The organism is Streptomyces ovatisporus (genome assembly GCF_042653885.1).
GTDB classification, from domain to species: Bacteria; Actinomycetota; Actinomycetes; order Streptomycetales; family Streptomycetaceae; genus Streptomyces; species Streptomyces ovatisporus.
In genome coordinates this window covers 301,032-320,985 of record NZ_JBHSFH010000003.1, presented here as the reverse complement: position 1 = coordinate 320,985, position 19,954 = coordinate 301,032, and the positions used below count along the sequence as shown (strand labels likewise).

Genomic DNA, 19,954 nt, shown 5'->3' with positions numbered 1-19,954 from the left:
GGACCTGTGGACCTGTGGACCTGTGCGGGTCCGGGGATCTGCGGACCGGTGGACTGTTGTGTCGGCGGGGCGGGCAGCTCGTGCGGACAGCTCCTGCGGACGGTCGTCCGGCTCAGAGCTCGGCCAGCAGGTCGGCCTTCTTCTTGGAGAACTCGTCGTCCGTCAGCAGTCCGGCCTCGTGCAGCTCGCCGAGATGCCGGATGCGTTCGGCGATGTCCGCGGGGTCGGAGCGTCCGGGGTGGGCGCTGCGCGAGTTGTGGGCCGGGGCCGGGGAGGCCGCAGCGGCGGCCGAAGCCGGCGAGGTCTCCGGCGCCGCGGCCCGTACGGCTTCCAGTACCGAGGCGGCGAACGGCAGCGATTCGTGCACCAGTCCGTACCCGACGCCGAAGACCACGGAGGCCGGGTCCTTGTCGGGCTCGCCCGCCTCCGGCGCCCGCCCGTCACGCGGCAGTACGCGCAGATGGCCGCCGGCGATCTCCGGTGATCGCCACTCGACGCCTTCCAGGTCGCTGACCTGGAAACTCTGGTCCCCCGCTTTCCACTTGGTGGACGACGCACCCGTCCAGAACCAGCGGAAGAAGACCGTCTTACCGTCGAACGACGCCTTGCCGTCGAATGCCTTGAAGCTGTGCGGCGGCAGCGGAGCCGCGACCAGATGGTGCTCGGCCGGCTTGTCCGCGTCCGCGCTCATGACCGCGCGCAGCTCCGTCGCGTAGTAGTCGGCCAGCGTCTCGCGTTCGGCGGGCAGCACCAGACGGTAGGGGTCGCATCCGTCCTTGAGCTGTCCGGCTGCGGCCTCCAGCAGCGGATCGGCGCCGACGCGGGGCTCGGCGCGCAGCACCACGGTGCCGCGTTTGCCACCTGGCGTGAGTTCGACATGACTCAGCGCCTCGTACGGGATGCGGCGCTCTCCCAGCACGTGGAAGAGCTTCGGTGTGCGGATCCCCCGTTCGAAGCGGATGAGCACGGAGTCCGTGTCGAACTCCCAGGTGGAGTGTATTCCAGCCAGTACGTCACCCATGCGGCCCATCGTATGCGTGAGCTGCCCGCACGTCCCCCTCCTCAGCGCTACGCGCGTAATTCCCTGCCGGAGCAGGCTTCAGGCGGAGACGCCGAGGCAGTTCGGGTCGCTGGTCGCGCAGGTGACGGAGCCGTACGAACCTGTCGCGATGTCGGCGAAGTTGTCCAGGCTGTCGGTGCCCGGCACGTAGTAGCCGGTGTGCCCGACCGCACCGGTCGCGGAGAGCCTGCGCGCCCCGAAAGCGGGAGCGACGGGGTCGGCGCCGTGGCCGAGGCCGCCGACCTCCATGTGGGGGACGTCGGCGATCCAGTCGTCCTTGTCGCGCACCGCCCAGACGCGGGCACGGGTGCCGAGCTGGCCGGCGTGGTCCACCCGCATGCCCGGGCTTCCGGAGGCGGTGATGTCGCTGACCCGGGGCGGCAGTTCTCCGGCGGCGTCCCCGCACACCACGGAGCCGTAGCTGTGGCAGAAGAGGGCGATGCGGGAGCCGGGGAGCCCGTCCACGAAGTTGTCGAGCCTCTCCGCTCCGTCCTCGGCGAGGTGGCCCGAGGCGGCCTCCACTCCCAGCCCGGTGGGCGCCGTGTAGTCGGCCCAGGCGACTGTCGCGGTGGGGATGTGCGGCGCGGCGGCCCGCTGCCGCTCCTGCAGCGCCCGCGCCATGCCGGCCGGTGCCGCGTAGGGCTCCCCGGACTTCTCGAAGGACAGCAGGTCGGTGTCCACCCCGGGTACGACGACCGAGACCCGGCGTGCCCGGTCGAGGTCGCCGAACACTTCGGCGGCGCGGCCGCTGCCGGTCGGATCGAACGCGATGATCTGCCGTCCCGGCCGCAGCAGGGACTCGAAGCGGTGCATACGGCGGCTCGCCGTGTGACGGCCTTGGTCGGTCAGACGCTCGTCGGACACGCGTTCGCGCTCCACGTCGCGCGCCTTCAGAAGCGCCCGGTGGTTGGCCAGGTAGCGCAGCTTCACGGGGGCACCCCCGAGGTTGCCCACCACCAAGGGATAGCGGTCGGCGAGCCGTTCCCTCTGCGCGGTGCTGAGCGAACGGAAGAAACGGCCCACCGAGGCCGGCTCGTCGTCGGGGTCCGGAAGCTGCCGTCCGGCGATGCTGCCCTTCTCCCAGGCCAGCAGGGCTGCCGCGTACGGGCCGGGGGTGCCGTCGTGCTCGCGGATCGCCGTCCAGCCAGTGGTCGCCAGCAGGACGAGCACCACGGCGAGAGCCAGCGCCCCGCGCCAGAAGTTGGCGCCAGGCGAACCTGCGGGCGGCAGACCGATGCCGTGCCCGGACAGGGGGTTGCTGAGGGCGGAGAAGGAAGTCACTGGGCGACAACCCTAGGAGACACCCCCGAGTCCTCGTGGGCGCCGTGAGTCATCTCACGTTTCGTCACGCCTGATCGGGTCAGTCCGGGCGGCCATGAGGCCGTCGCCGATTCGCAGACGGGACCGTGCCGTCGGTCAGTTGGAAGGGGCCGTCTCCGGCGGCGTACGCGGGGTGGACGCCGACGGCAGTGCGGGACGAGCTCTGGCACCCGCGTCGCGCGTCCCGGCCGTTCCCCAGTCATGGCCGAGCGCGGGGCCGAGCTGGTCGACGTAGGTCTCGACCTTCTGCCGGGCGGCCCGCACGGTGGTGTCGCCACCCGAGCCCCAGCAGCGGCTGGCCGCCCGCATCACTCCGGAGAAGGCGGCGACCAGTACGCGTGGCCGCGGATCGGTGTCCAGGTCCAGCCCTTCACGGCTGGCGATCTCTGCGGCGAGCCGTTCCTCCATCTCCATGGAGTGACGCAGGTGAACGGCGACGAGCGAGGGAGTCGTCTCGATGATCTGCCACATCTGCATGTGCAGCGGGAGGGGGACGACCTCCTCGATGGCTTCGCCGATGCTCTCCCACGTCTCGTCCAGAGTGCTGCGCAGCACCTGCACCGGCGAGCCGCCGGGCGGACGGTTGCGTACGGCTTCCAGGTAGCGCTCCGAGACGAGCGTCTGGAGCGCGAACGCCACCTCTTCCTTGCTGGTGAAGTAGCGGAAGAAGGTCCGCTGGGAGACGTCCACCGCGGCGACGATCTCGTCGACCGTCGTCGCCTCGTATCCCTGCTCGACGAAGAGTTCGTGGGCGGCACGGATGAGGGAGTCCCGGGTCCGCTGCTTCTTGCGCTCGCGCAGTCCCGTCACGCTTGCCACCTCCCAGTGGTGTGCTGCGCACAATCGTGTGAGCAGCCTGACATCTAGCGACGAATAATTCGGTTTGTCAATTGTCAGCGGCTGTCACTAATCTCGCGCCATGAGCTCTCAGACCAGCATCGTCAAAGGCCAGGCCGCCGAGCCGCCCGGTCCTCAGGGCACGGGCATACCCGGCACCGGTTCGGGCCTTCGCGGTCATCCGTGGCTGACTCTCGTCACCGTGGCGATCGGGATCACCATGGTCGCCCTCGACGGGACGATCGTCGCGATCGCCAACCCTGCCATCCAGCAGGACCTCGGGGCGTCGCTCGCCGACGTCCAGTGGATCACCAACGGGTATCTCCTCGCCCTCGCCGTCGCGCTGATCACAGCGGGCAAGCTCGGCGACCGGTTCGGTCACCGGCAGACCTTCCTCGTCGGCGTCGTCGGGTTCGCCGCGTCCTCCGGTGCCATCGGCATGGGCGGCAGCGTCTCCCTGGTCGTCGCCTTCCGGGTGCTCCAGGGGCTGTTCGGGGCGCTGCTGATGCCCGCCGCTCTCGGTCTGCTGCGCGCGTCCTTCCCCGCGGAGAAGCTGAACGCGGCCATCGGCATCTGGGGTGCGGTGATCGGCGCCTCGACCGCGGCCGGGCCCATCGTGGGCGGCCTGCTGGTGGAGCACGTCAGCTGGGAGTCGGTGTTCTTCATCAACATCCCGGTCGGACTCGTCGCGCTGGCGATGGGTCTGCTGATCCTCCGCGACCACCGCGCCCGGAACGCGCCGCGTTCGTTCGACGTCCCGGGCATCGTCCTGTTGTCCGTCGCGATGTTCTGCCTCATCTGGGCGCTCATCAAGGCGCCCGCGTGGGGCTGGGGGGACACCGCGACGCTCGGCTTCCTCGCGGCGGCCCTCGTCACGTTCCTCCTCTTCGGCATCTGGGAGGCCAAGGCGGCGGAACCGCTGCTTCCGCTGAGCATGTTCCGCTCGGTCCCGCTGACGGCGGGCACCGTGCTGATGGTGCTGATGGCCTTCGGCTTCATGGGCGGCATCTTCTTCGTGACCTTCTACCTGCAGAACGTCCACGGCATGACGCCGGTGGACAGTGGCGTCCGGCTGCTGCCGCTCACCGCCATGATGATCGTCGCCTCGCCGCTGGCCGGTGGCGTGATCTCCAAGGTCGGCCCGCGCGTGCCGCTGGTCACGGCCATGATCATTGCGGCGGTCGCGATGTTCGGCCTGTCCTCGCTGGAGACGGACAGCAGCTTCGCGGTCACCTCGCTCTGGTTCGCCCTGCTGGGCCTCGGTCTGGCCCCGGTGATGGTCGGTGCCACGGAGGTCATCGTGGGCAACGCGCCCCTCGAGCATGCCGGGGTCGCGGGTGGACTCCAGCAGGCGGCCATGCAGGTCGGAGGCAGTCTCGGTACGGCCGTACTCGGTGTCGTCATGGCGTCCCGCGTGGACACCGTGCTGCCCGAGAAATGGGCGGACTCCAAACTTCCGCCGCTCGCGCCCGGGCAGGAGGACCAGCTCAAGAGCGCCGCCGAGGTAGGAGTGACACCGCCGTCGCCCCAGGGGACACCGGAGCAGATCGCCGCGGCCGTCAAGGACGTCGTGCACGACTCCTTCATGTCCGGCATGGGGCTCGCCTTCACCTGCGCGGGCATCGTCGCCGTACTCGCCGCCGGCGTCGCCTTCTTCACCAAGCGGGGTTCCACGGACGCGGGGCCGTCCGTGCACGTGTGACCGGTGCTCCGGCTGCCTGAAGTCCAGGCGGCGGGGGAGCACCCGGGATCGCCTCGGCGAACGGGGCGGAACGGCGGGGCCGTTCCGCCCCGTTGCTGTGTCTGCGGTTTGTCTGCGGTTTGTCTGTGGTGCACCTGCGGTGGGCCTGCGGTGGGCCCTGCGGCGTGTCCGCGGGGTGCCTGCCGGTCGGTCTCGACGCCGAGCACCGGCTGCGCGCCCGGCTGTTTCACTGAGGCGCCGGTCGTCGCACTGTGACGCCCCCCGCAACGGGCTTGTGGACAACTCCGCCACCCCTCCCGGTGAACCCCGCCGAATTGGCTTGGCGAGGGTCCTGGCCGCGGACATCCTGATCACGACGCCGGGGAATCCGCCCGGTCGGAGTCGGGGGAAGTGATCAGCATGTCCGAGAAGAGCCCGCGCATGTCCGGACCAGCAGCCGGAAAGCCGACGAGGCCAGGCCGCACCGCGACAGCGCGAAGCGTCGCCATCGTGCTCGCGCTGGCGGCCGCGTCCGCGGGCGGACCGGTGAGTTCTGCCGCTGCGGCGGCCGCCCCGGTGGCGCAATCGGCAGCCGTGCACCGCGACGCCACGAAGCTGGGGGAGTGCGCCGCCGGGGAGGTGTGCCTGTGGCAGCGGAAGGAGTTCCGCGGGGACCGCCGTACGTACGAACTGAGCGGCGTCTCCACCGGCAGCTGCGAACGGCTGCCGAAGGGGATGAGCGCGCAGTCGTTCGCGAACCGCACCGGCCGCCCCGTGACGGTCTACCAGAGCGAAGAGTGCGCCGAGACAGGTGAGTTCCACACCCACCCGTCCGGCGCCTGGACGCCCGAGGCTGCGTACCGCGTGCGGGCCCTCAAGGTCTGGGAGCGCTGAGTGGCCCGCCCGGGGACCGCCGGCCCGACGGGCACCGCCGCGGTCCGGCGCTCTCGCCGGACCGCGCGCGATGCACCTGGGTGCGCCGTGCGGTCCCTACGCGTCGCCGCCCGCAGGGCCCGGGTCCGCGGCCGCGACGTCCAGCAGGTTGTAGCGGTCGACGGCCTGCTTCAGCGCGGAGCGGTCGATCTTCCCCTCCCGTGCCAGCTCGGTGAGCACGGCGAGGACGATCGTCTGCGCATCGATGTGGAAGAAACGCCTGGCGGCGCCACGGGTGTCGGCGAAGCCGAAACCGTCGGCGCCCAGCGACTGGTAGGTGCCGGGAACCCAGCGGGCGATCTGGTCGGGCACGGACCGCATCCAGTCGGAGACGGCCACCTTCGGCCCCTCGGCGTTCTGAAGCTTGCGCGTCACGTACGGCACGCGCTGCTCCTCCTCCGGGTGCAGCAGATTGTGCTCCTCTGCGTCCACCGCCTCGCGGCGCAGCTCGTTCCACGAGGTCGCCGACCAGACGTCCGCCTTGACGTTCCAGTCATCGGCCAGGATCTGCTGCGCCTCCAGCGCCCAGGGCACCGCTACACCGGAGGCGAGGATCTGGGCGCCGAGAGTGCCCTTCGTGCCCTCCTTGTAGCGGTGGAGCCCCTTGAGGATCCCCTCGACGTCCACGTTCTCCGGCTCCGCGGGCTGCCGGATCGGCTCGTTGTAGACGGTGAGGTAGTAGAAGACGTCCTCACCCTGCGGGTGCTCCTCGCTGGAGCCGTACATCCGCTGCAGACCGTCCTTGACGATGTGCGCGATCTCGAATCCGAAGGCCGGGTCGTAGGAGACGGCCGCCGGATTGGTCGAGGCGAGCAGCTGCGAGTGCCCGTCCGCGTGCTGCAGCCCCTCGCCCGTGAGGGTCGTACGTCCCGCGGTCGCGCCCAGCACGAAGCCGCGGGCAAGCTGGTCGGCCATCTGCCAGAACTGGTCGCCGGTCCGCTGGAAACCGAACATCGAGTAGAAGACGTAGATCGGGATCAGCGGTTCGCCGTGGGTGGCGTATGCGGAGCCGGCAGCGGTCGCGGCGGCGGTGCAGCCTGCCTCCGTGATGCCGTCGTGCAGCATCTGGCCGGTCGGCGACTCCTTGTAGGCGAGCAGCAGTTCGCGGTCCACGGACTCGTAGCTCTGCCCCAGCGGGTTGTAGATCTTCGCCGAGGGAAAGAAGGAGTCCATTCCGAAGGTGCGGTACTCGTCGGGCGCGATCGGCACGAAACGCTTGCCGATCTCCTTGTCCCGCATCAGGTCCTTCAGCAGCCGGACGAAGGCCATCGTGGTCGCGATCTGCTGCTGACCGGAGCCCTTCTTGACCGCCGCGTACGCCTTGTCGCCCGGGAGCTTCAGCGGCTTCGACCGGTTCAGCCGGGTGGGCACGTAACCGCCCAGCTCACGGCGGCGGTCGTGCATGTACTGGATCTCCTCGGAGTCCCGTCCGGGGTGGTAGTACGGCGGCGCACCGGACTGTAGCTCCTCGTCGGGGATCGGGAGACGCAGCCGGTCACGGAAGCCCTTGAGGTCGTCGACCGTCAGCTTCTTCATCTGGTGCGTGGCGTTGCGGCCCTCGAAGTTCGGGCCCAGCGTCCAGCCCTTGATGGTCTGCGCGAGGATCACCGTCGGCTGGCCCTGGTGCTCCTTGGCCGCCTTGTAGGCCGCGTACACCTTGCGGTGGTCGTGGCCGCCGCGTCCCAGGTGCAGCAGCTGGTCGTCGGTCATGTTCTCGGCCATCGCCCGAAGCCGCTGGTCACCGCCGAAGAAATGATCGCGGATATAGGCGCCGGTCTCCGTGGCATAGGTCTGGAACTGGCCGTCGGGCGTGGTGTTGAGCTTGTTGACCAGCACGCCGTCGCGGTCCTGGGCCAGCAGCGGGTCCCAGGAGCGGTCCCACACCAGCTTGATCACGTTCCAGCCGGCGCCGCGGAAGTACGACTCCAGCTCCTGGATGATCTTGCCGTTGCCGCGTACGGGCCCGTCGAGACGCTGCAGGTTGCAGTTGATGACGAAGGTGAGGTTGTCCAGTCCTTCGCGGGCGGCCAGGGAGAGCTGGCCGAGCGACTCGGGCTCGTCCATCTCGCCGTCGCCGAGGAACGCCCAGACATGGGAACGGGAGGTGTCGGCGATGCCGCGGGCCTCCATGTAGCGGTTCATGCGGGCCTGGTAGATGGCACCGATGGGACCGAGCCCCATGGAGACCGTGGGGAACTCCCAGAAGCCGGGCATCGACCGCGGGTGGGGGTAGCTGGAGAGGCCGTCCGGCGCCTTGCTCTTCTCCTGCCGGAAACCGTCGAGCTGCGTCTCGGTGAGGCGGTCCAGGAGGAACGCACGGGCGTAGATGCCGGGAGAGGCGTGGCCCTGGAAGAAGACCTGGTCCCCGCCGTCGCCCTCGTCCTTGCCGCGGAAGAAGTGGTTGAAGCCGACGTCGTAGAGCGAGGCCGACGAGGCGAAGGTGGCGATGTGGCCGCCCACCCCGATGCCCGGGCGCTGCGCGCGGGAGACCATCACCGCGGCATTCCACCGGGTCGCGTTCAGGACCTTGCGCTCGATCTCCTCGTTGCCCGGGAAGAAGGGCTCGTCCTTCGTCGCGATCGTGTTGACGTAGTCCGTGCTGCGCATCTCCGGAACGGCGACGCGCTTTTCACGTGCGCGCTCGATGAGCCGGAGCATGAGATAGCGGGCACGTCCCCGGCCCCGCTCGTCGACGGCCGCGTCGAGCGAGTCGAGCCACTCCTGGGTCTCCTCGGGATCGAAATCCGGGACCTGGCTGGGAAGGCCGCCAATGATGATCGGGTTGCGATCGGATCCGGAAGCCACGCTGTTCCTTCGCTGTTCGTTATTGCTCTGCATGGTGTCGCGCCGCCTCCATCGTGTACCGCCGGTGCGCTCACGTCACCTCTACTGAGAGGTAACCCGGTTCCGTCTCGCAGGCCCTCGGAGGGAGCATCGAAGAGGGCGGCCGATCTGCCACCCTACGCCGCGCACAGCCAGGCCGCGCCGCCTCCGAACAGACGGAACGAATGGGGCCGAACTCGCCCTTACCTTCCGGAGCGCTGTGGTGTGAATCACTGCTCATCGGGCATTGTGGGAGGACACGTCAACGTTTGGGCGGGATGGATGGTGGGGTACTTGCGCGATCCGCCCTGCCCGTGTGGACTACGGCCATTGCCTCGCGTGCGCGCGGGGCGCAAGGCACATTCCAGCAAGAGACAGGAGGCAATCCGTGAGCGCGACCGCGGACCACGCGGAGGAGCGGACCAACCCCGCCGCAAGGCTGGGTTTCCAGCCCGGACAGGTGGTCCAGGAGCTCGGCTACGACGACGACGTCGAGCAGGCACTCCGTGAGGGAATCGAGGCCATCACGGGTACGGAGCTCGTCGATGAGGATCATGACGACGTGGCCGACGCCGTGATGCTGTGGTTCCGCGAGGAGGACGGCGACCTGACGGACGCGCTGGTGGACGCCACCACGATGATCGACGCGGGTTCTCCGGTCTGGCTGCTGACGCCCAAGACGGGGCGCGAGGGCTATGTGGAGCCGAGCGAGATCGGCGAGGCGGCACAGACCGCGGGACTTGCCCAGACCAGCACCGTCAACGCGGGCAAGGACTGGAGCGGCAGTCGCCTTGTCACCCCCAAGGCCGCTCGCACAGGCAAGCGGTGACGGCGCTCCGGCGAGCATGAGGACTCCGAGGTACGGCCCCCGGCGGCAAGGCTGCCGGGGGCCGTCCTGTTCCCTCGCCGGGAGTGAAAGACTGGGCTGAGTCCCCACGGGAACTGATCGCGCGCCCATCGCGACTCCCGCGCAGGGACGCACGAACACGTCGTCTCCACAGAAGGGTCCCTTCTCCCTATGGCTATCGAGGCCGGCACCAAGGCACCGGACTTCACCCTGAAGAGCCAGCACGGCGAGAGCGTCTCGCTCTCCGACTTCAAGGGGAAGAAGAACGTCGTTCTGCTCTTCTACCCCTTCGCCTTCACGGGCGTCTGCACGGGCGAACTGTGCGCGCTGCGCGACGAGTTGCCGACGTTCGTCAACGACGACGTGCAGCTGGTCGCGGTCTCGAACGACTCTCCCTTCGCGCTGCGCGTCTTCGCGGACCAGGAAGGCCTGGAGTACCCCCTCCTCTCCGACTTCTGGCCGCACGGCGAGGTCTCCCGTGCCTTCGGTGTCTTCGACGAGGAGAAGGGCTGCGCGGTGCGCGGCACCTTCATCATCGACAAGGAAGGCGTCGTGCGCTGGACGGTCGTCAACGGTCTTCCCGACGCCCGCGACCTGACCGAATACTCCAAGGCACTGCAAAACCTCTGAGTGAAGGCCGGAGGTGGGGGAACCGCTCACCAGGCTCCACTCGTTGATCAGTCCGCAACCGAAACAGCGGGGGCACGCAGTGCTCCGTGCGAACAGACACCTGGAGGACTCGTGGGAGTCAGCCTCAGCAAGGGCGGCAACGTCTCGCTGACCAAGGAAGCCCCGAACCTGACCGCCGTGATCGTCGGTCTCGGCTGGGACGCCCGTACGACCACAGGCTCGGACTTCGACCTCGACGCCAGCGCCCTGCTGGCGAACTCCGAGGGCAAGGTCGGCAACGACCAGAATTTCGTCTTCTTCAACAACCTCAAGAGCCCCGACGGCTCCGTCGAGCACACCGGCGACAACCTCACCGGTGAGGGCGAGGGCGACGACGAGGTCATCAAGGTGAACCTCGCCGGCGTCCCGGCCGACGTCGACAAGATCGTCTTCCCGGTCTCCATCTACGAGGCGGAGAGCCGCCAGCAGAGCTTCGGGCAGGTCCGCAACGCCTACATCCGCGTCGTGAACCAGGCCGACAACAACGAGCTGGCGCGTTACGACCTCAGTGAGGACGCCTCGACGGAGACGGCCATGGTCTTCGGTGAGCTCTACCGGCACGGGGCGGAGTGGAAGTTCCGCGCCATCGGCCAGGGCTACGCATCGGGCCTGCGCGGAATCGCCCAGGACTTCGGGGTCAACGTCTGAGAGATCTCGGCAGCCACCGGCGCCGCAGACTTCCGTAATTGGGAGGTGTGCGGCGCCTGGTGATGTCGGCAGACTGGTCGCACCAGCCATCGGGGAGAGGATCAGATCATGGGCGTCACGCTAGCCAAGGGGGGAAACGTCTCCCTCTCGAAGGCCGCACCCAACCTGACGCAGGTCCAGGTCGGTCTGGGCTGGAAGGCCCGCTCCACCACCGGAGCCGCCTTCGACCTGGACGCCAGCGCACTGCTCTGTGCGAACGGCAAGGTGCTGGGCGACGAGTACTTCGTCTTCTACAACAACCTCAAGAGTCCCGAGGGGGCGGTCGAGCACACCGGCGACGAACTGGTGGGCGGCTCGGGCAGCGACGACGACGAGACGGTCCTGGTGGACCTCGGGCTCGTGCCCGCGCACGTCGACAAGATCGTCTTCCCCGTCTCCATCTACGACGCCGACAACCGGCACCAGGCGTTCGGGCAGGTGACCGACGCCTACATCCGCGTCGTCAACCAGGCGGACGGCCAGGAACTCGCCCGCTACGACCTCACCGAGGACGCTTCCGCGGAGACGGCGATGATCTTCGGGGAGCTCTACCGGCACAGCGGTGAGTGGAAGTTCCGGGCCGTTGGACAGGGGTACGCCTCTGGGCTGCGAGGCATCGCTCTAGACTTCGGGGTCAATGTTTCGTAAGCCAAGGTCATTTGTTCGTAAAGCGGATTGGTAGCCCAGTGGTCCTGAAAACTTTCGGCTGGTCCTTCGGCGTCACCGCCGTCGGTCTGGCTTTCGCGGCGTTGTTCTGGGGGTGGGAAGGGTTCGCCGTGGTGGCGATCCTGTCCGTCCTGGAGATTTCGCTGTCCTTCGACAACGCGGTCGTCAACGCCGGTGTGCTGAAGAAGATGAACGCCTTCTGGCAGAAGATCTTCCTCACCATCGGCATCCTCATCGCGGTCTTCGGGATGCGGCTGGTCTTCCCGGTCGTCATCGTGGCCATCAGTGCCAAGATCGGCCCCATCGAGGCCGTGCAGCTCGCGTTGGACAGTCCGACCAAGTACGAGCAGCTGGTCACGGACGCCCACCCGGCCATCGCGGCCTACGGCGGGATGTTCCTGTTGATGATCTTCCTCGACTTCATCTTCGAGGAGCGCGAATACAAGTGGCTCGCCTGGCTGGAGCGTCCCCTCGCCAAGCTCGGCAAGGTGGACATGCTCTCCGTGTGCATCGCCCTGATCGTGCTGATGGTCTCGGCCATGACGTTCGCCGTCGAGGCGCACCAGCACGGCGGTGCGCATGCCGACAAGTCTGCGACGGTGCTGCTCTCGGGCGTCGCCGGCCTGATCACGTACCTCCTCGTGGGCGGTCTCTCCAGCCACTTCGAGAACAAGCTCGAAGAGGAGGAGGAACGCGAGCACGAAGAGGAGGAGAAGGCGAAGCAAGAGGGCAAGGACCCGACCATGGTCGGCCTCGCCGGCAAGGCCGCGTTCTTCATGTTCCTCTACCTCGAGGTGCTGGACGCGTCGTTCTCCTTCGACGGCGTCATCGGCGCCTTCGCGATCACCAACCACATCTTCTGGATGGCGCTCGGCCTCGGCATCGGTGCGATGTACGTCAGGTCGCTGACGGTCTACCTCGTCCGGCAGGGCACGCTCGACGACTACGTCTATCTCGAGCACGGTGCGCACTACGCGATCGGCGCCCTGGCGGCCATCCTGCTCATCACCATCAAGTTCCAGATCAACGAGGTGATCACGGGCCTGGTCGGTGTGGGTCTGATCGCCGCATCCTTCTGGTCCTCGGTGCGCCGCAACCAGGCCATCGAGGCCGCCGAGGGCGGCGGGGAATCGTCGGAGGAGAAGGAAGTCAGCTCCAAGACGTGAGGCGCCACCGACCGAGGCATTCGCGGCAGCGGTCAGGCTGACCGATCCGGGTGTCATCGAGGCCTGTTTGCGGAACGCTCTTTGCGGGGCGGCTCCGAGTCCCGACTCGGAGCCGCCCCGCGGCAGTTGAAGTGTGAGTGGGGGTGCGTGATGGTCTCCCTGTGGGAGAACTGGCGGAGTGGTGTGAGCAGGCGACGGCGCGGGTCGGCATTCGACTCGATGGTGGGTTCGTCGGCCTACTCGGTGGAGCTGACCAAGCGTCAGTCCTCCATGTCTCTGACGGAGCAGGGCGCGGACAGCGGCAGCCTGCGGGTCAACCTGTCCTGGCGGATGCGCAGTTCCGACTTCGACGACAGAACGAGCAGGCGCGGTTCGCTGCGCAACCCGCTGCAGGCGCTGAAGCCGCAGGTGGTCCAGGCGCACACGCAGGGCGTGGTCAACGTGGACCTGGACCTCGCCTGCATGTACGAACTGGCGGACGGCAGCAAGGGCGTGGTGCAGCCGCTGGGCAACTTCCTCGGAGACTGGAGCTCCCCGCCGTACGTGAAACTCACGGGGGACGACCGCTTCGGTTCGCCGTCGGGCGAGACGATCTACGTCAACCTCGACCACAAGGACGACATCAAGCGGCTGCTGTTCTTCGTCTACATCTACGACGGAACCCCGGCCTTCGACCGTACGCACGCCGTCCTCACCCTCTTTCCCAGCAGCGGCCCCCGCGTCGAGGTCAGCCTCGACAGGCGTGCACCGCAGGCGCGTTCGTGCGCGGTGCTGCTGATGCAGCACGAGAAGGGCCAGCTGACGGTCCGCCGCGAGGTGCGCTACGTCTACGGCTTCCAGGCCGAACTGGACCGGCTGTACGGCTGGGGCCTGCAGTGGGGACGCGGCTACAAGACGGGGAAGGCGTGACGGTCAGCGGTTCTGGAACTGGGGTCCCTGGGGCGGCAGCGTGAAGTTGGGGTCCGGCTGCGGATAGCCGTAGGCGGGCTGAGGGTAGCCGTAGGCGGGCTGGGTCGCGGGCGGTTGCTGCGGCGGCTGGGGATGTCCGTAGCCGGAGTGCGGCGGGGCCGCGGGGCCGGGTCCCGCCGCCGCCATCGGTGCGGCGGCAGGCTGCGGCGCAGCAGCGGGTGCGGGCGCGACCAGCGGGAAGTCGGGCTCCGGCTCTCCGGACGGCTGCGGCATCATGACGGCGGGTACGGTCGCGTCGTCCGGCGCGGGCCGCGGGACCGGCTGTGTGGCCGGCGGGGCGGGGGCGGTGCCCTCCGGCGAAGCGGTTCCGGCCGGCCGGCCCGTACCGCTCTCCGGCCCGGCCGGGTCGGCGTCCTCGACGGTGACGCCGTACTCCGTCGTCAGAGCGACGAGCCCGGTGTCGTAACCCTGGCCGAGGGCGCGGAACTTCCATCCCTCACCGCGGCGGTAGATCTCGCCGCAGATCAGCGCCGTCTCCGCGCCTGTCTCCGGTTCGATGTCGAAACGCAGCAGCGGCTCGCCGTCCGCGGACCCCGCAGCGGGGAAGAGCACCAGCCGCAGTTGCCGGACGTCCGCGAAGGTCCCGCCGTCCGCCGATGCGGCGATCAGTACGCGGTCGACCTCGGGGGCGAGAGCGGGAAGGTCCGCCTCGATCGTGTCGCGGAGGCCGCCGGACTCCTGGGACTTGGGCAGATGGCGTACGACGCCGGACGGGTGCTGCGGCTGGTTGTAGAAGACGAAGTCCTCGTCGCAGGTCACCTTGCCGCTGTCGTCGAGCAGCAGGGCGGATGCGTCGACGTCCGGCACTCCCGGTCCGGTCGTCCAGCACAGGGCGGCGCGCACCGCGGCAGTCTCCAGCTGAACGTTCGAGCCCTTCACCATGGCGTGCGTCATGGAGGTCATCCTGCCTTCCGTTCCGGCTCGGGTACAACGCGAGCGCAGGGCCGTGTACCTGTCGGTAACGTGATTTTCACCCTTCAGTGGAACTATCTGCCCCCTGCCGTACGTACGATGAGCGGCTGGTTCTCGCCGCGGGGCCGTTGTCTTCGTGGGGGCCTGGGACTCGGCCCGGGCCGCCGGGCCCAGAAGGAGGCACCATTCGCAACGGTCGCGCCGGTTGTGCCGGATACCGCGCGTCGGGGAAACGGGGGCAAGCATGCGGCATTTCGGCCATCTTCCACAGGAAGTGCGGCACCGGCTCTTCCAGTACGAACCGGTGGAGTTCACCGCGGAAGCCCCGGGCAGTACGCTCGCGGCCGCGCTCGGCGCGACGCTCTACTGTCCCGCCACCCGTCCCAGTCTCGCTGCCGACGTGGTCAAACAGGCCCGGCTCGGAGTGGTGTCGATGGTGCTGTGCCTGGAGGACTCCATAGGCGACAGCGATGTCGCCGCCGGCGAGGACAACCTCGTACGGCAGCTGGAGACTCTCGCCGGACGGGGAGGGACGCCGCCGGACGGGGAGACCGGGGGCGACGAGATCCCGCTGCTGTTCGTGCGGGTGCGCGAGCCCGGCCAGATAGCGGATCTCGTCGCGCGTCTGGGCCCCGCCGCTCAGCTCCTCTCCGGCTTCGTGCTGCCGAAGTTCACCGAGGAGCGCGGTATTCCCTTCCTCGAAGCGCTCACCGAGGCCGAAGCGGCGGCGGGACGCCGGCTGTTCGCGATGCCTGTGCTGGAGTCGCCCGAGCTTCTCCATCTGGAGACGCGTGCGGCGACGCTGTCCGGGATCGCCCGTGCCGTCGACAAGTACCGGGAGCGGGTGCTGGCCCTGCGGCTCGGCGTCACCGACTTCTGCTCGGCCTACGGTCTGCGGCGTACACCGGAGATGACGGCCTACGACGTGCAGCTCGTCGCGTCCGTCATCGGTGACGTGGTGAACAGGCTGGGGCGGGCGGACGGTACGGGCTACACCGTCACGGGGCCGGTGTGGGAGTACTTCCGGTTGCAGGAACGGATCTTCAAGCCTCAGCTGCGGCAGAGCATCTTCACCGGCCGCGCGGAGGAACTCCGTACCGCGCTCATCGACCACGACATCGACGGACTGCTGCGCGAGATCGAACTGGACAGGGCGAACGGGCTGTTGGGCAAGACCTGCATCCACCCCTCGCACGTCGCGCCCGTCCACGCGCTCTCGGTGGTGAGCCTGGAGGAGTACAGCGACGCCACGGACATCCTCAGGCCGGAACGGAGCGGCGGCGGGGTGGTGCGCTCGGCGTACACGAACAAGATGAACGAGGTGAAGCCGCACCGGGCGTGGGCCGAGCGGACGCTGCTGCGCGCCGAACTCTTCGGCGTGGCGCGGGAAGGCGTGGGATTCGTCGACGTGCTGGCGGCGGGGGCACGGGCCGGGGACGCGGCGGACGTCGCGACGGCGGCCCCGGCGTGACGCGGCAGACGCACCGGGGACCGGCGCACCGGATGAGGCAGGCGCAGCGGACACGGCAACGGGAGGCGACGACCACGACGGCGAGGGCAGTGGGCGGAGTGCAGCGGCGAGGTACGGAAGAGGGACAGGCGGCGGAATGAGCGACGTGGTGTGGTCCGGCGAATGGGTCGCCGAACGGCTGGACGTGCGGCTGAGCGGTGACGGTCTGCGGGAGCTGATGGGCCTGGCCCTCCGCCGCAACCCGAAGCGGGCCCATCTCCTCGTCTCGCGGGTCCTCGGCAAGCACATACCGGAGAGGCCCGGGACGGTGTACGGCGTCGGTCTCCGACTGGGCCGCCGCGTAAGGGAGTTGCTGGGCGACAGCCGGGCCGACGCGGCGGTGGTGCTCGGATACGCCGAGACGGCCACGGGGCTCGGGCACAGCGTCGCGGACGGCATCGGCGGGGTGAGCTGTCTGCACTCGACACGGCGTCGCGTGGCGGGAGTCGCCGCAGCGGGCGGTTTCGAGGAGGAGCACAGCCACGCGACGTCCCATCTGCTGCTCCCCGAGGACCCGGCGCTGCTGGAGGGCGACGGGCCGCTGGTCCTCGTCGACGACGAGTTCTCGACGGGCCGCACCGTGCGCAACACGATCGCGGCGCTGCACCGTCGTCACCCGCGGGGGCAGTACGTGGTGGTGGCGCTCACCGACATGCGCTCGTCCGACGACGCGGCGGCGCTGGAGAAGTTCGCGGCCGAACTCGGCGCCGGCGTCGACGTGGTGGCCCTCGCCAGCGGCCGCGTCTCGCTGCCCGGCGATGTGCTGGAGCGCGGGCAGCGCCTCGTGGCCGAAGCGGAGGCGGCGGCGAAGTCCCCCGCGTGGCAGTCCTCTTCGGACGATGCCGGGGGTGAGCCGGAGGCGACGCGCGTCGAACTCGGCTGGCCCCAGGGGCTTCCGGACGGCGGCCGGCACGGTTTCACAGCGACGCACCGCGCACGGCTGAACGACGCGCTGCCCGGTATGGCGGGCCGCCTCGCCGACGCTCTGGACCGCGCGGGCGTCGTGCCCCGCACCGGCGCCGTATCCGGCGGCTCGACGCCGCCGCGCGTACTCCTGCTCGGCTGCGAGGAGTTGATGTACGCACCGCTGCGGCTGGCCGTCGCCCTGGAGCAGCGGCTCGGAGAGGCGGCAGAAGTGCGCTTCTCCACCACGACCCGCTCGCCGGTGCTGGCGCTGGACGACCCGGCGTACGCGGTCCGCACGAGCATCGCCTTCCCCGCGCACGACGCGGTGGCGGCGGAGCAGCAGCCCGCGGGGGAGACGGCCCAGGGCACGCGCTACGCCTACAACGTCGCTCCGGGCGCGGACCCGCGGCGCCGCTTCGACGCCGTGGTCCTCGTCACGGACTCGACGTCGGACACCCCCGCCCTGCACGCCCCCGGCGGGCTGCTGAGCAGGCTCGCAGAGCACACGGACCAGGTGCTGCTCGCCGTGGTGCCCTCCTACGTTCCGCTGCAACAGCCGCTGCGTGGACCGGACTTCTCCTCCTACGCGCCGGAGGAGGTCGGATGGCTGCTCCAGGACATGTCGCACACGCAGCTGGAAGCGCCGACAGAGGAGCGCGAGGAGGCGATCCAGAGCGGGGGTGCCCACTACGCCGAGTCGCTGCCGGTGGAGTACCAGCCGAGCGCCGAGTACGAACAGCTCTTCCACAGTGCGCTGGAGGCCTCCGCCGCCCGCGTCGCCCGGGCGGTCGGCACGGTCACCGAAACGGTACTGGCGGAGCGGGCTGCGGCGGGCTCCCGTCCCTCAGGCGGCGACGAGGGCGAAGGGCGGGTCGCGCCCCGCCGTCCCGTGCTGGTCTCCCTCGCCCGTGCCGGGACACCCGTCGGCATACTGATGCGGCGCTGGGCGCGGCACGTCCACGGACTCGACCTGCCGCACTACGCCGTCTCCATCGTGCGGGGCCGCGGCATCGACGCCAACGCCCTCCGCTGGATCGCCGCCCGTCATGACCCGGCCGACGTCGTGTTCGTCGACGGTTGGACGGGCAAGGGTGCCATCACCCGCGAACTCGCCGACGCACTCGCACCGTTCGACGGCTTCGATCCCGAACTCGCGGTGCTGGCCGACCCGGGCGGCTGCGTACGCACGTACGGCACGCGGGAGGACTTCCTCGTACCGTCCGCCTGCCTCAACTCCACGGTCTCCGGCTTGATTTCGCGGACCGTCCTGCGGGGCGACCTGGTCGGTCCGCAGGACTACCACGGCGGGAAGTACTACCGGGAGCTTGTGGACGCGGACGTCTCCCGCCTCTTCCTGGACACGGTCGAGGCCCGCTTCGGCGAGGTACGCACCGCCGTCGCCGGCGATGCCGCCGCGCTGCTCGCATCGGACCGCGCGCCCACGTGGGCGGGGTGGCGGGCTGTGGAAAGGATCAGCGAGGAGTACGGCATCGGCGACGTCAACCTCGTCAAGCCGGGCGTCGGGGAGACCACTCGCGTACTGCTGCGGCGGGTGCCGTGGAAGGTGCTGGCGAGGCGCGGCGCGGGCTCCGACCTGGACCACGTACGGCTGCTGGCGGAGCAGCGCGGCGTACCGGTGGAGGAGGTCGGGGAACTGCCGTACAGCTGCGTGGGGTTGATCCACCCCCGCTACACACGTGGCGCCACGGGCCCGGACGGGCGGGCCGCGAAGTGAGCGTCCTCATCGCCAGCGACCTCGACCGGACGCTGATCTACTCCGCTGCCGCGCTCGGGCTGACCATGCCGGACGCCGAAGCGCCGCGTCTGCTGTGCGTGGAGACGTACCAGCAGAAGCCGCTGTCGTACATGACGGAGACCGCCGCACGACTGCTGGAGCGTCTGCACGGACAGTGCGTCTTCGTACCCACCACGACAAGGACGCGCGAACAGTACAGGCGGATCAGCCTCCCCGGCGGCCCGGCACGGTACGCGGTGTGTGCCAACGGCGGGCACATCCTCTTCGACGGCGAGTCCGACCCGGACTGGCACGCCCGGGTGCGCCGCGAGCTGGAGAGCTGCGCGCCCCTTCAGCAGGTCTGCGAGCACCTGCGGCGTGCGGCGGGCGACGGGGAGTGGGTGCTCAAACAGCGCGTGGCCGACGAGCTGTTCGCCTATCTCGTCGTCGACCGGGCACGTCTGCCCGAGGCGTGGGTGAAGGAGCTGGCGGAGTGGGCGGGGGTGTGCGGGTGGACGGTCTCGCTGCAGGGGCGGAAGATCTACGCGGTGCCGGGGCCGCTGACGAAGAGCGCGGCCGTCGCCGAGGTCGCACGGCGCACGGGAGCGGCGCGCACCTACGCGGCCGGCGACTCGCTGCTGGACGCCGACCTGCTGCTGGGTGCCGGTCACGGCTGGATGCCCGGACACGGTGAGCTGGCCGACAGCGGCTGGGCGGCGGCGCACGTCACGGCTCTGCCGGAGCGGGGCGTGGCTGCGGGGGAGCGGATCCTGCGCGAGATGCTGGCGGTCACGGAACCCGTGGCCCAGGGGACGCGGCCGGTTAGGCCCGCCCCTGCCGCGCGGAGCTCAGCACGACCAGCGACCCCGCAGTGAGTCGGACCGGGTGTTCGTTCCCCCGTCGAGTGAGGCGGCGGGGATGTGCCCGGAGCCGTATTCGCCCGGGGTGCGCACGTCGATGACGTCCGCATGGCCGAGCCCGGGGGAAGTTCGCCGACGGTGAGAACAGCGGGCCGGGCGGGAGGGGTGGCCACAGGACGTCCTTCTGTCGTCAGTGGCCGGTCCGGCGTGGCGAAGGCGCTCGCATGCGTTCAGGGCCGGACACGTCAGCGGCCCGGATGAGCGCGATGTTCCGCTCGGCGCATCTGTGCGCGGCCCTCATCGGGCCTCAGCTGCCCGTTTCACCGGGGCGGGCGCGGACGGGGCAGGGCGTAAGGATGTCCGGACAGCGACA

Annotated in this window: 16 protein-coding genes; 11 read left to right on the top strand and 5 right to left on the bottom strand. The window is 69.6% G+C overall.

From position 1 onward, the window contains the following. Window positions 1-112: 112 nt before the first annotated feature. The 3 genes from ACFPA8_RS03035 to ACFPA8_RS03025 form a co-directional block, all read right to left on the bottom strand. The gene (locus ACFPA8_RS03035) at window positions 113-1,021 is read right to left on the bottom strand and encodes a DUF4429 domain-containing protein (RefSeq protein WP_386441805.1); all 909 of its coding nucleotides are present in this window, start codon (window positions 1,019-1,021) and stop codon (window positions 113-115) included. A 78-nt stretch (window positions 1,022-1,099) separates the two neighbouring features. Then, window positions 1,100-2,341, bottom strand: coding sequence for an alpha/beta hydrolase (locus ACFPA8_RS03030; RefSeq protein ID WP_386441802.1), 1,242 nt, complete (start codon window positions 2,339-2,341; stop codon window positions 1,100-1,102). A gap of 135 nt (window positions 2,342-2,476) precedes the next feature. Continuing rightward, window positions 2,477-3,190, bottom strand: a complete 714-nt coding sequence (locus ACFPA8_RS03025) for a TetR/AcrR family transcriptional regulator (RefSeq protein ID WP_386441800.1) — start codon at window positions 3,188-3,190, stop codon at window positions 2,477-2,479. Between the two features lie 109 nt (window positions 3,191-3,299). Here ACFPA8_RS03025 and ACFPA8_RS03020 point away from each other — a divergent pair, with 109 nt between their 5' ends. Continuing rightward, window positions 3,300-4,919 carry an MFS transporter gene (locus ACFPA8_RS03020; protein ID WP_386441797.1) on the top strand — a complete coding sequence of 540 codons (1,620 nt, stop codon included), beginning with the start codon at window positions 3,300-3,302 and terminating at the stop codon, window positions 4,917-4,919. 420 nt (window positions 4,920-5,339) lie between these two features. Next, the gene (locus tag ACFPA8_RS03015) at window positions 5,340-5,792 is read left to right on the top strand and encodes a peptidase inhibitor family I36 protein (RefSeq protein ID WP_386441795.1); all 453 of its coding nucleotides are present in this window, start codon (window positions 5,340-5,342) and stop codon (window positions 5,790-5,792) included. A gap of 96 nt (window positions 5,793-5,888) precedes the next feature. Here the strand turns inward: ACFPA8_RS03015 and aceE are convergent, their stop codons facing one another. Further along, complete coding sequence (gene aceE / locus ACFPA8_RS03010; RefSeq protein WP_386441792.1) at window positions 5,889-8,636, bottom strand: pyruvate dehydrogenase (acetyl-transferring), homodimeric type; 2,748 nt, start codon at window positions 8,634-8,636, stop codon at window positions 5,889-5,891. 406 nt (window positions 8,637-9,042) lie between these two features. Here aceE and ACFPA8_RS03005 point away from each other — a divergent pair, with 406 nt between their 5' ends. The 6 genes from ACFPA8_RS03005 (at window position 9,043) to ACFPA8_RS02980 (ending at window position 13,598) form a co-directional block, all read left to right on the top strand. Continuing rightward, window positions 9,043-9,483, top strand: a complete 441-nt coding sequence (locus tag ACFPA8_RS03005) for a DUF3052 domain-containing protein (RefSeq protein WP_045863226.1) — start codon at window positions 9,043-9,045, stop codon at window positions 9,481-9,483. 189 nt (window positions 9,484-9,672) lie between these two features. After that, window positions 9,673-10,131: a peroxiredoxin gene (locus ACFPA8_RS03000; protein ID WP_386441789.1), complete on the top strand. Its 459-nt coding sequence runs from the start codon at window positions 9,673-9,675 to the stop codon at window positions 10,129-10,131. Window positions 10,132-10,242: 111 nt separating this feature from the next. Further along, a complete protein-coding gene (locus ACFPA8_RS02995; protein ID WP_386441786.1) occupies window positions 10,243-10,818 on the top strand; it encodes a TerD family protein in 576 nt (191 codons plus the stop codon). Window positions 10,819-10,926: 108 nt separating this feature from the next. Then, window positions 10,927-11,505: a TerD family protein gene (locus ACFPA8_RS02990; RefSeq protein ID WP_386441783.1), complete on the top strand. Its 579-nt coding sequence runs from the start codon at window positions 10,927-10,929 to the stop codon at window positions 11,503-11,505. 38 nt (window positions 11,506-11,543) lie between these two features. Further along, complete coding sequence (locus tag ACFPA8_RS02985; protein ID WP_386441780.1) at window positions 11,544-12,689, top strand: DUF475 domain-containing protein; 1,146 nt, start codon at window positions 11,544-11,546, stop codon at window positions 12,687-12,689. Window positions 12,690-12,839: 150 nt separating this feature from the next. Continuing rightward, complete coding sequence (locus ACFPA8_RS02980) at window positions 12,840-13,598, top strand: TerD family protein (RefSeq protein ID WP_386441778.1); 759 nt, start codon at window positions 12,840-12,842, stop codon at window positions 13,596-13,598. 3 nt (window positions 13,599-13,601) lie between these two features. Here the strand turns inward: ACFPA8_RS02980 and ACFPA8_RS02975 are convergent, their stop codons facing one another. Then, the gene (locus ACFPA8_RS02975; protein ID WP_386442796.1) at window positions 13,602-14,552 is read right to left on the bottom strand and encodes a TerD family protein; all 951 of its coding nucleotides are present in this window, start codon (window positions 14,550-14,552) and stop codon (window positions 13,602-13,604) included. Window positions 14,553-14,814: 262 nt separating this feature from the next. Between ACFPA8_RS02975 and ACFPA8_RS02970 the strand changes: the two genes are divergently transcribed. The 3 genes from ACFPA8_RS02970 (at window position 14,815) to ACFPA8_RS02960 (ending at window position 19,596) form a co-directional block, all read left to right on the top strand. Next, window positions 14,815-16,041 (top strand): HpcH/HpaI aldolase/citrate lyase family protein, encoded by a 1,227-nt coding sequence (locus tag ACFPA8_RS02970; RefSeq protein WP_386441775.1) that lies wholly within the window; start codon window positions 14,815-14,817, stop codon window positions 16,039-16,041. A gap of 136 nt (window positions 16,042-16,177) precedes the next feature. Then, entirely contained in the window at window positions 16,178-18,721 is a 2,544-nt protein-coding gene (locus ACFPA8_RS02965) for a phosphoribosyltransferase (RefSeq protein ID WP_386441772.1), read from the top strand. Next, complete coding sequence (locus ACFPA8_RS02960) at window positions 18,718-19,596, top strand: HAD family hydrolase (protein ID WP_386441770.1); 879 nt, start codon at window positions 18,718-18,720, stop codon at window positions 19,594-19,596. Before ACFPA8_RS02965 ends, ACFPA8_RS02960 begins: the two co-directional genes overlap by 4 nt. The last annotated feature ends 358 nt before the right edge of the window (window positions 19,597-19,954 follow it).

Coding starts and splice junctions, on each gene's coding strand:
- ACFPA8_RS03015 (WP_386441795.1), top strand. CDS start 5,340: ATGTCCGGACCAGCAGCCGGAAAGCCGACGAGGCCAGGCCGCACCGCG.
- ACFPA8_RS02990 (WP_386441783.1), top strand. CDS start 10,927: ATGGGCGTCACGCTAGCCAAGGGGGGAAACGTCTCCCTCTCGAAGGCC.
- ACFPA8_RS02970 (WP_386441775.1), top strand. CDS start 14,815: ATGCGGCATTTCGGCCATCTTCCACAGGAAGTGCGGCACCGGCTCTTC.
- ACFPA8_RS03000 (WP_386441789.1), top strand. CDS start 9,673: ATGGCTATCGAGGCCGGCACCAAGGCACCGGACTTCACCCTGAAGAGC.
- ACFPA8_RS03020 (WP_386441797.1), top strand. CDS start 3,300: ATGAGCTCTCAGACCAGCATCGTCAAAGGCCAGGCCGCCGAGCCGCCC.
- ACFPA8_RS02965 (WP_386441772.1), top strand. CDS start 16,178: ATGAGCGACGTGGTGTGGTCCGGCGAATGGGTCGCCGAACGGCTGGAC.
- ACFPA8_RS02980 (WP_386441778.1), top strand. CDS start 12,840: ATGGTCTCCCTGTGGGAGAACTGGCGGAGTGGTGTGAGCAGGCGACGG.
- ACFPA8_RS03035 (WP_386441805.1), bottom strand. CDS start 1,021: ATGGGTGACGTACTGGCTGGAATACACTCCACCTGGGAGTTCGACACG.
- ACFPA8_RS02975 (WP_386442796.1), bottom strand. CDS start 14,552: ATGACGCACGCCATGGTGAAGGGCTCGAACGTTCAGCTGGAGACTGCC.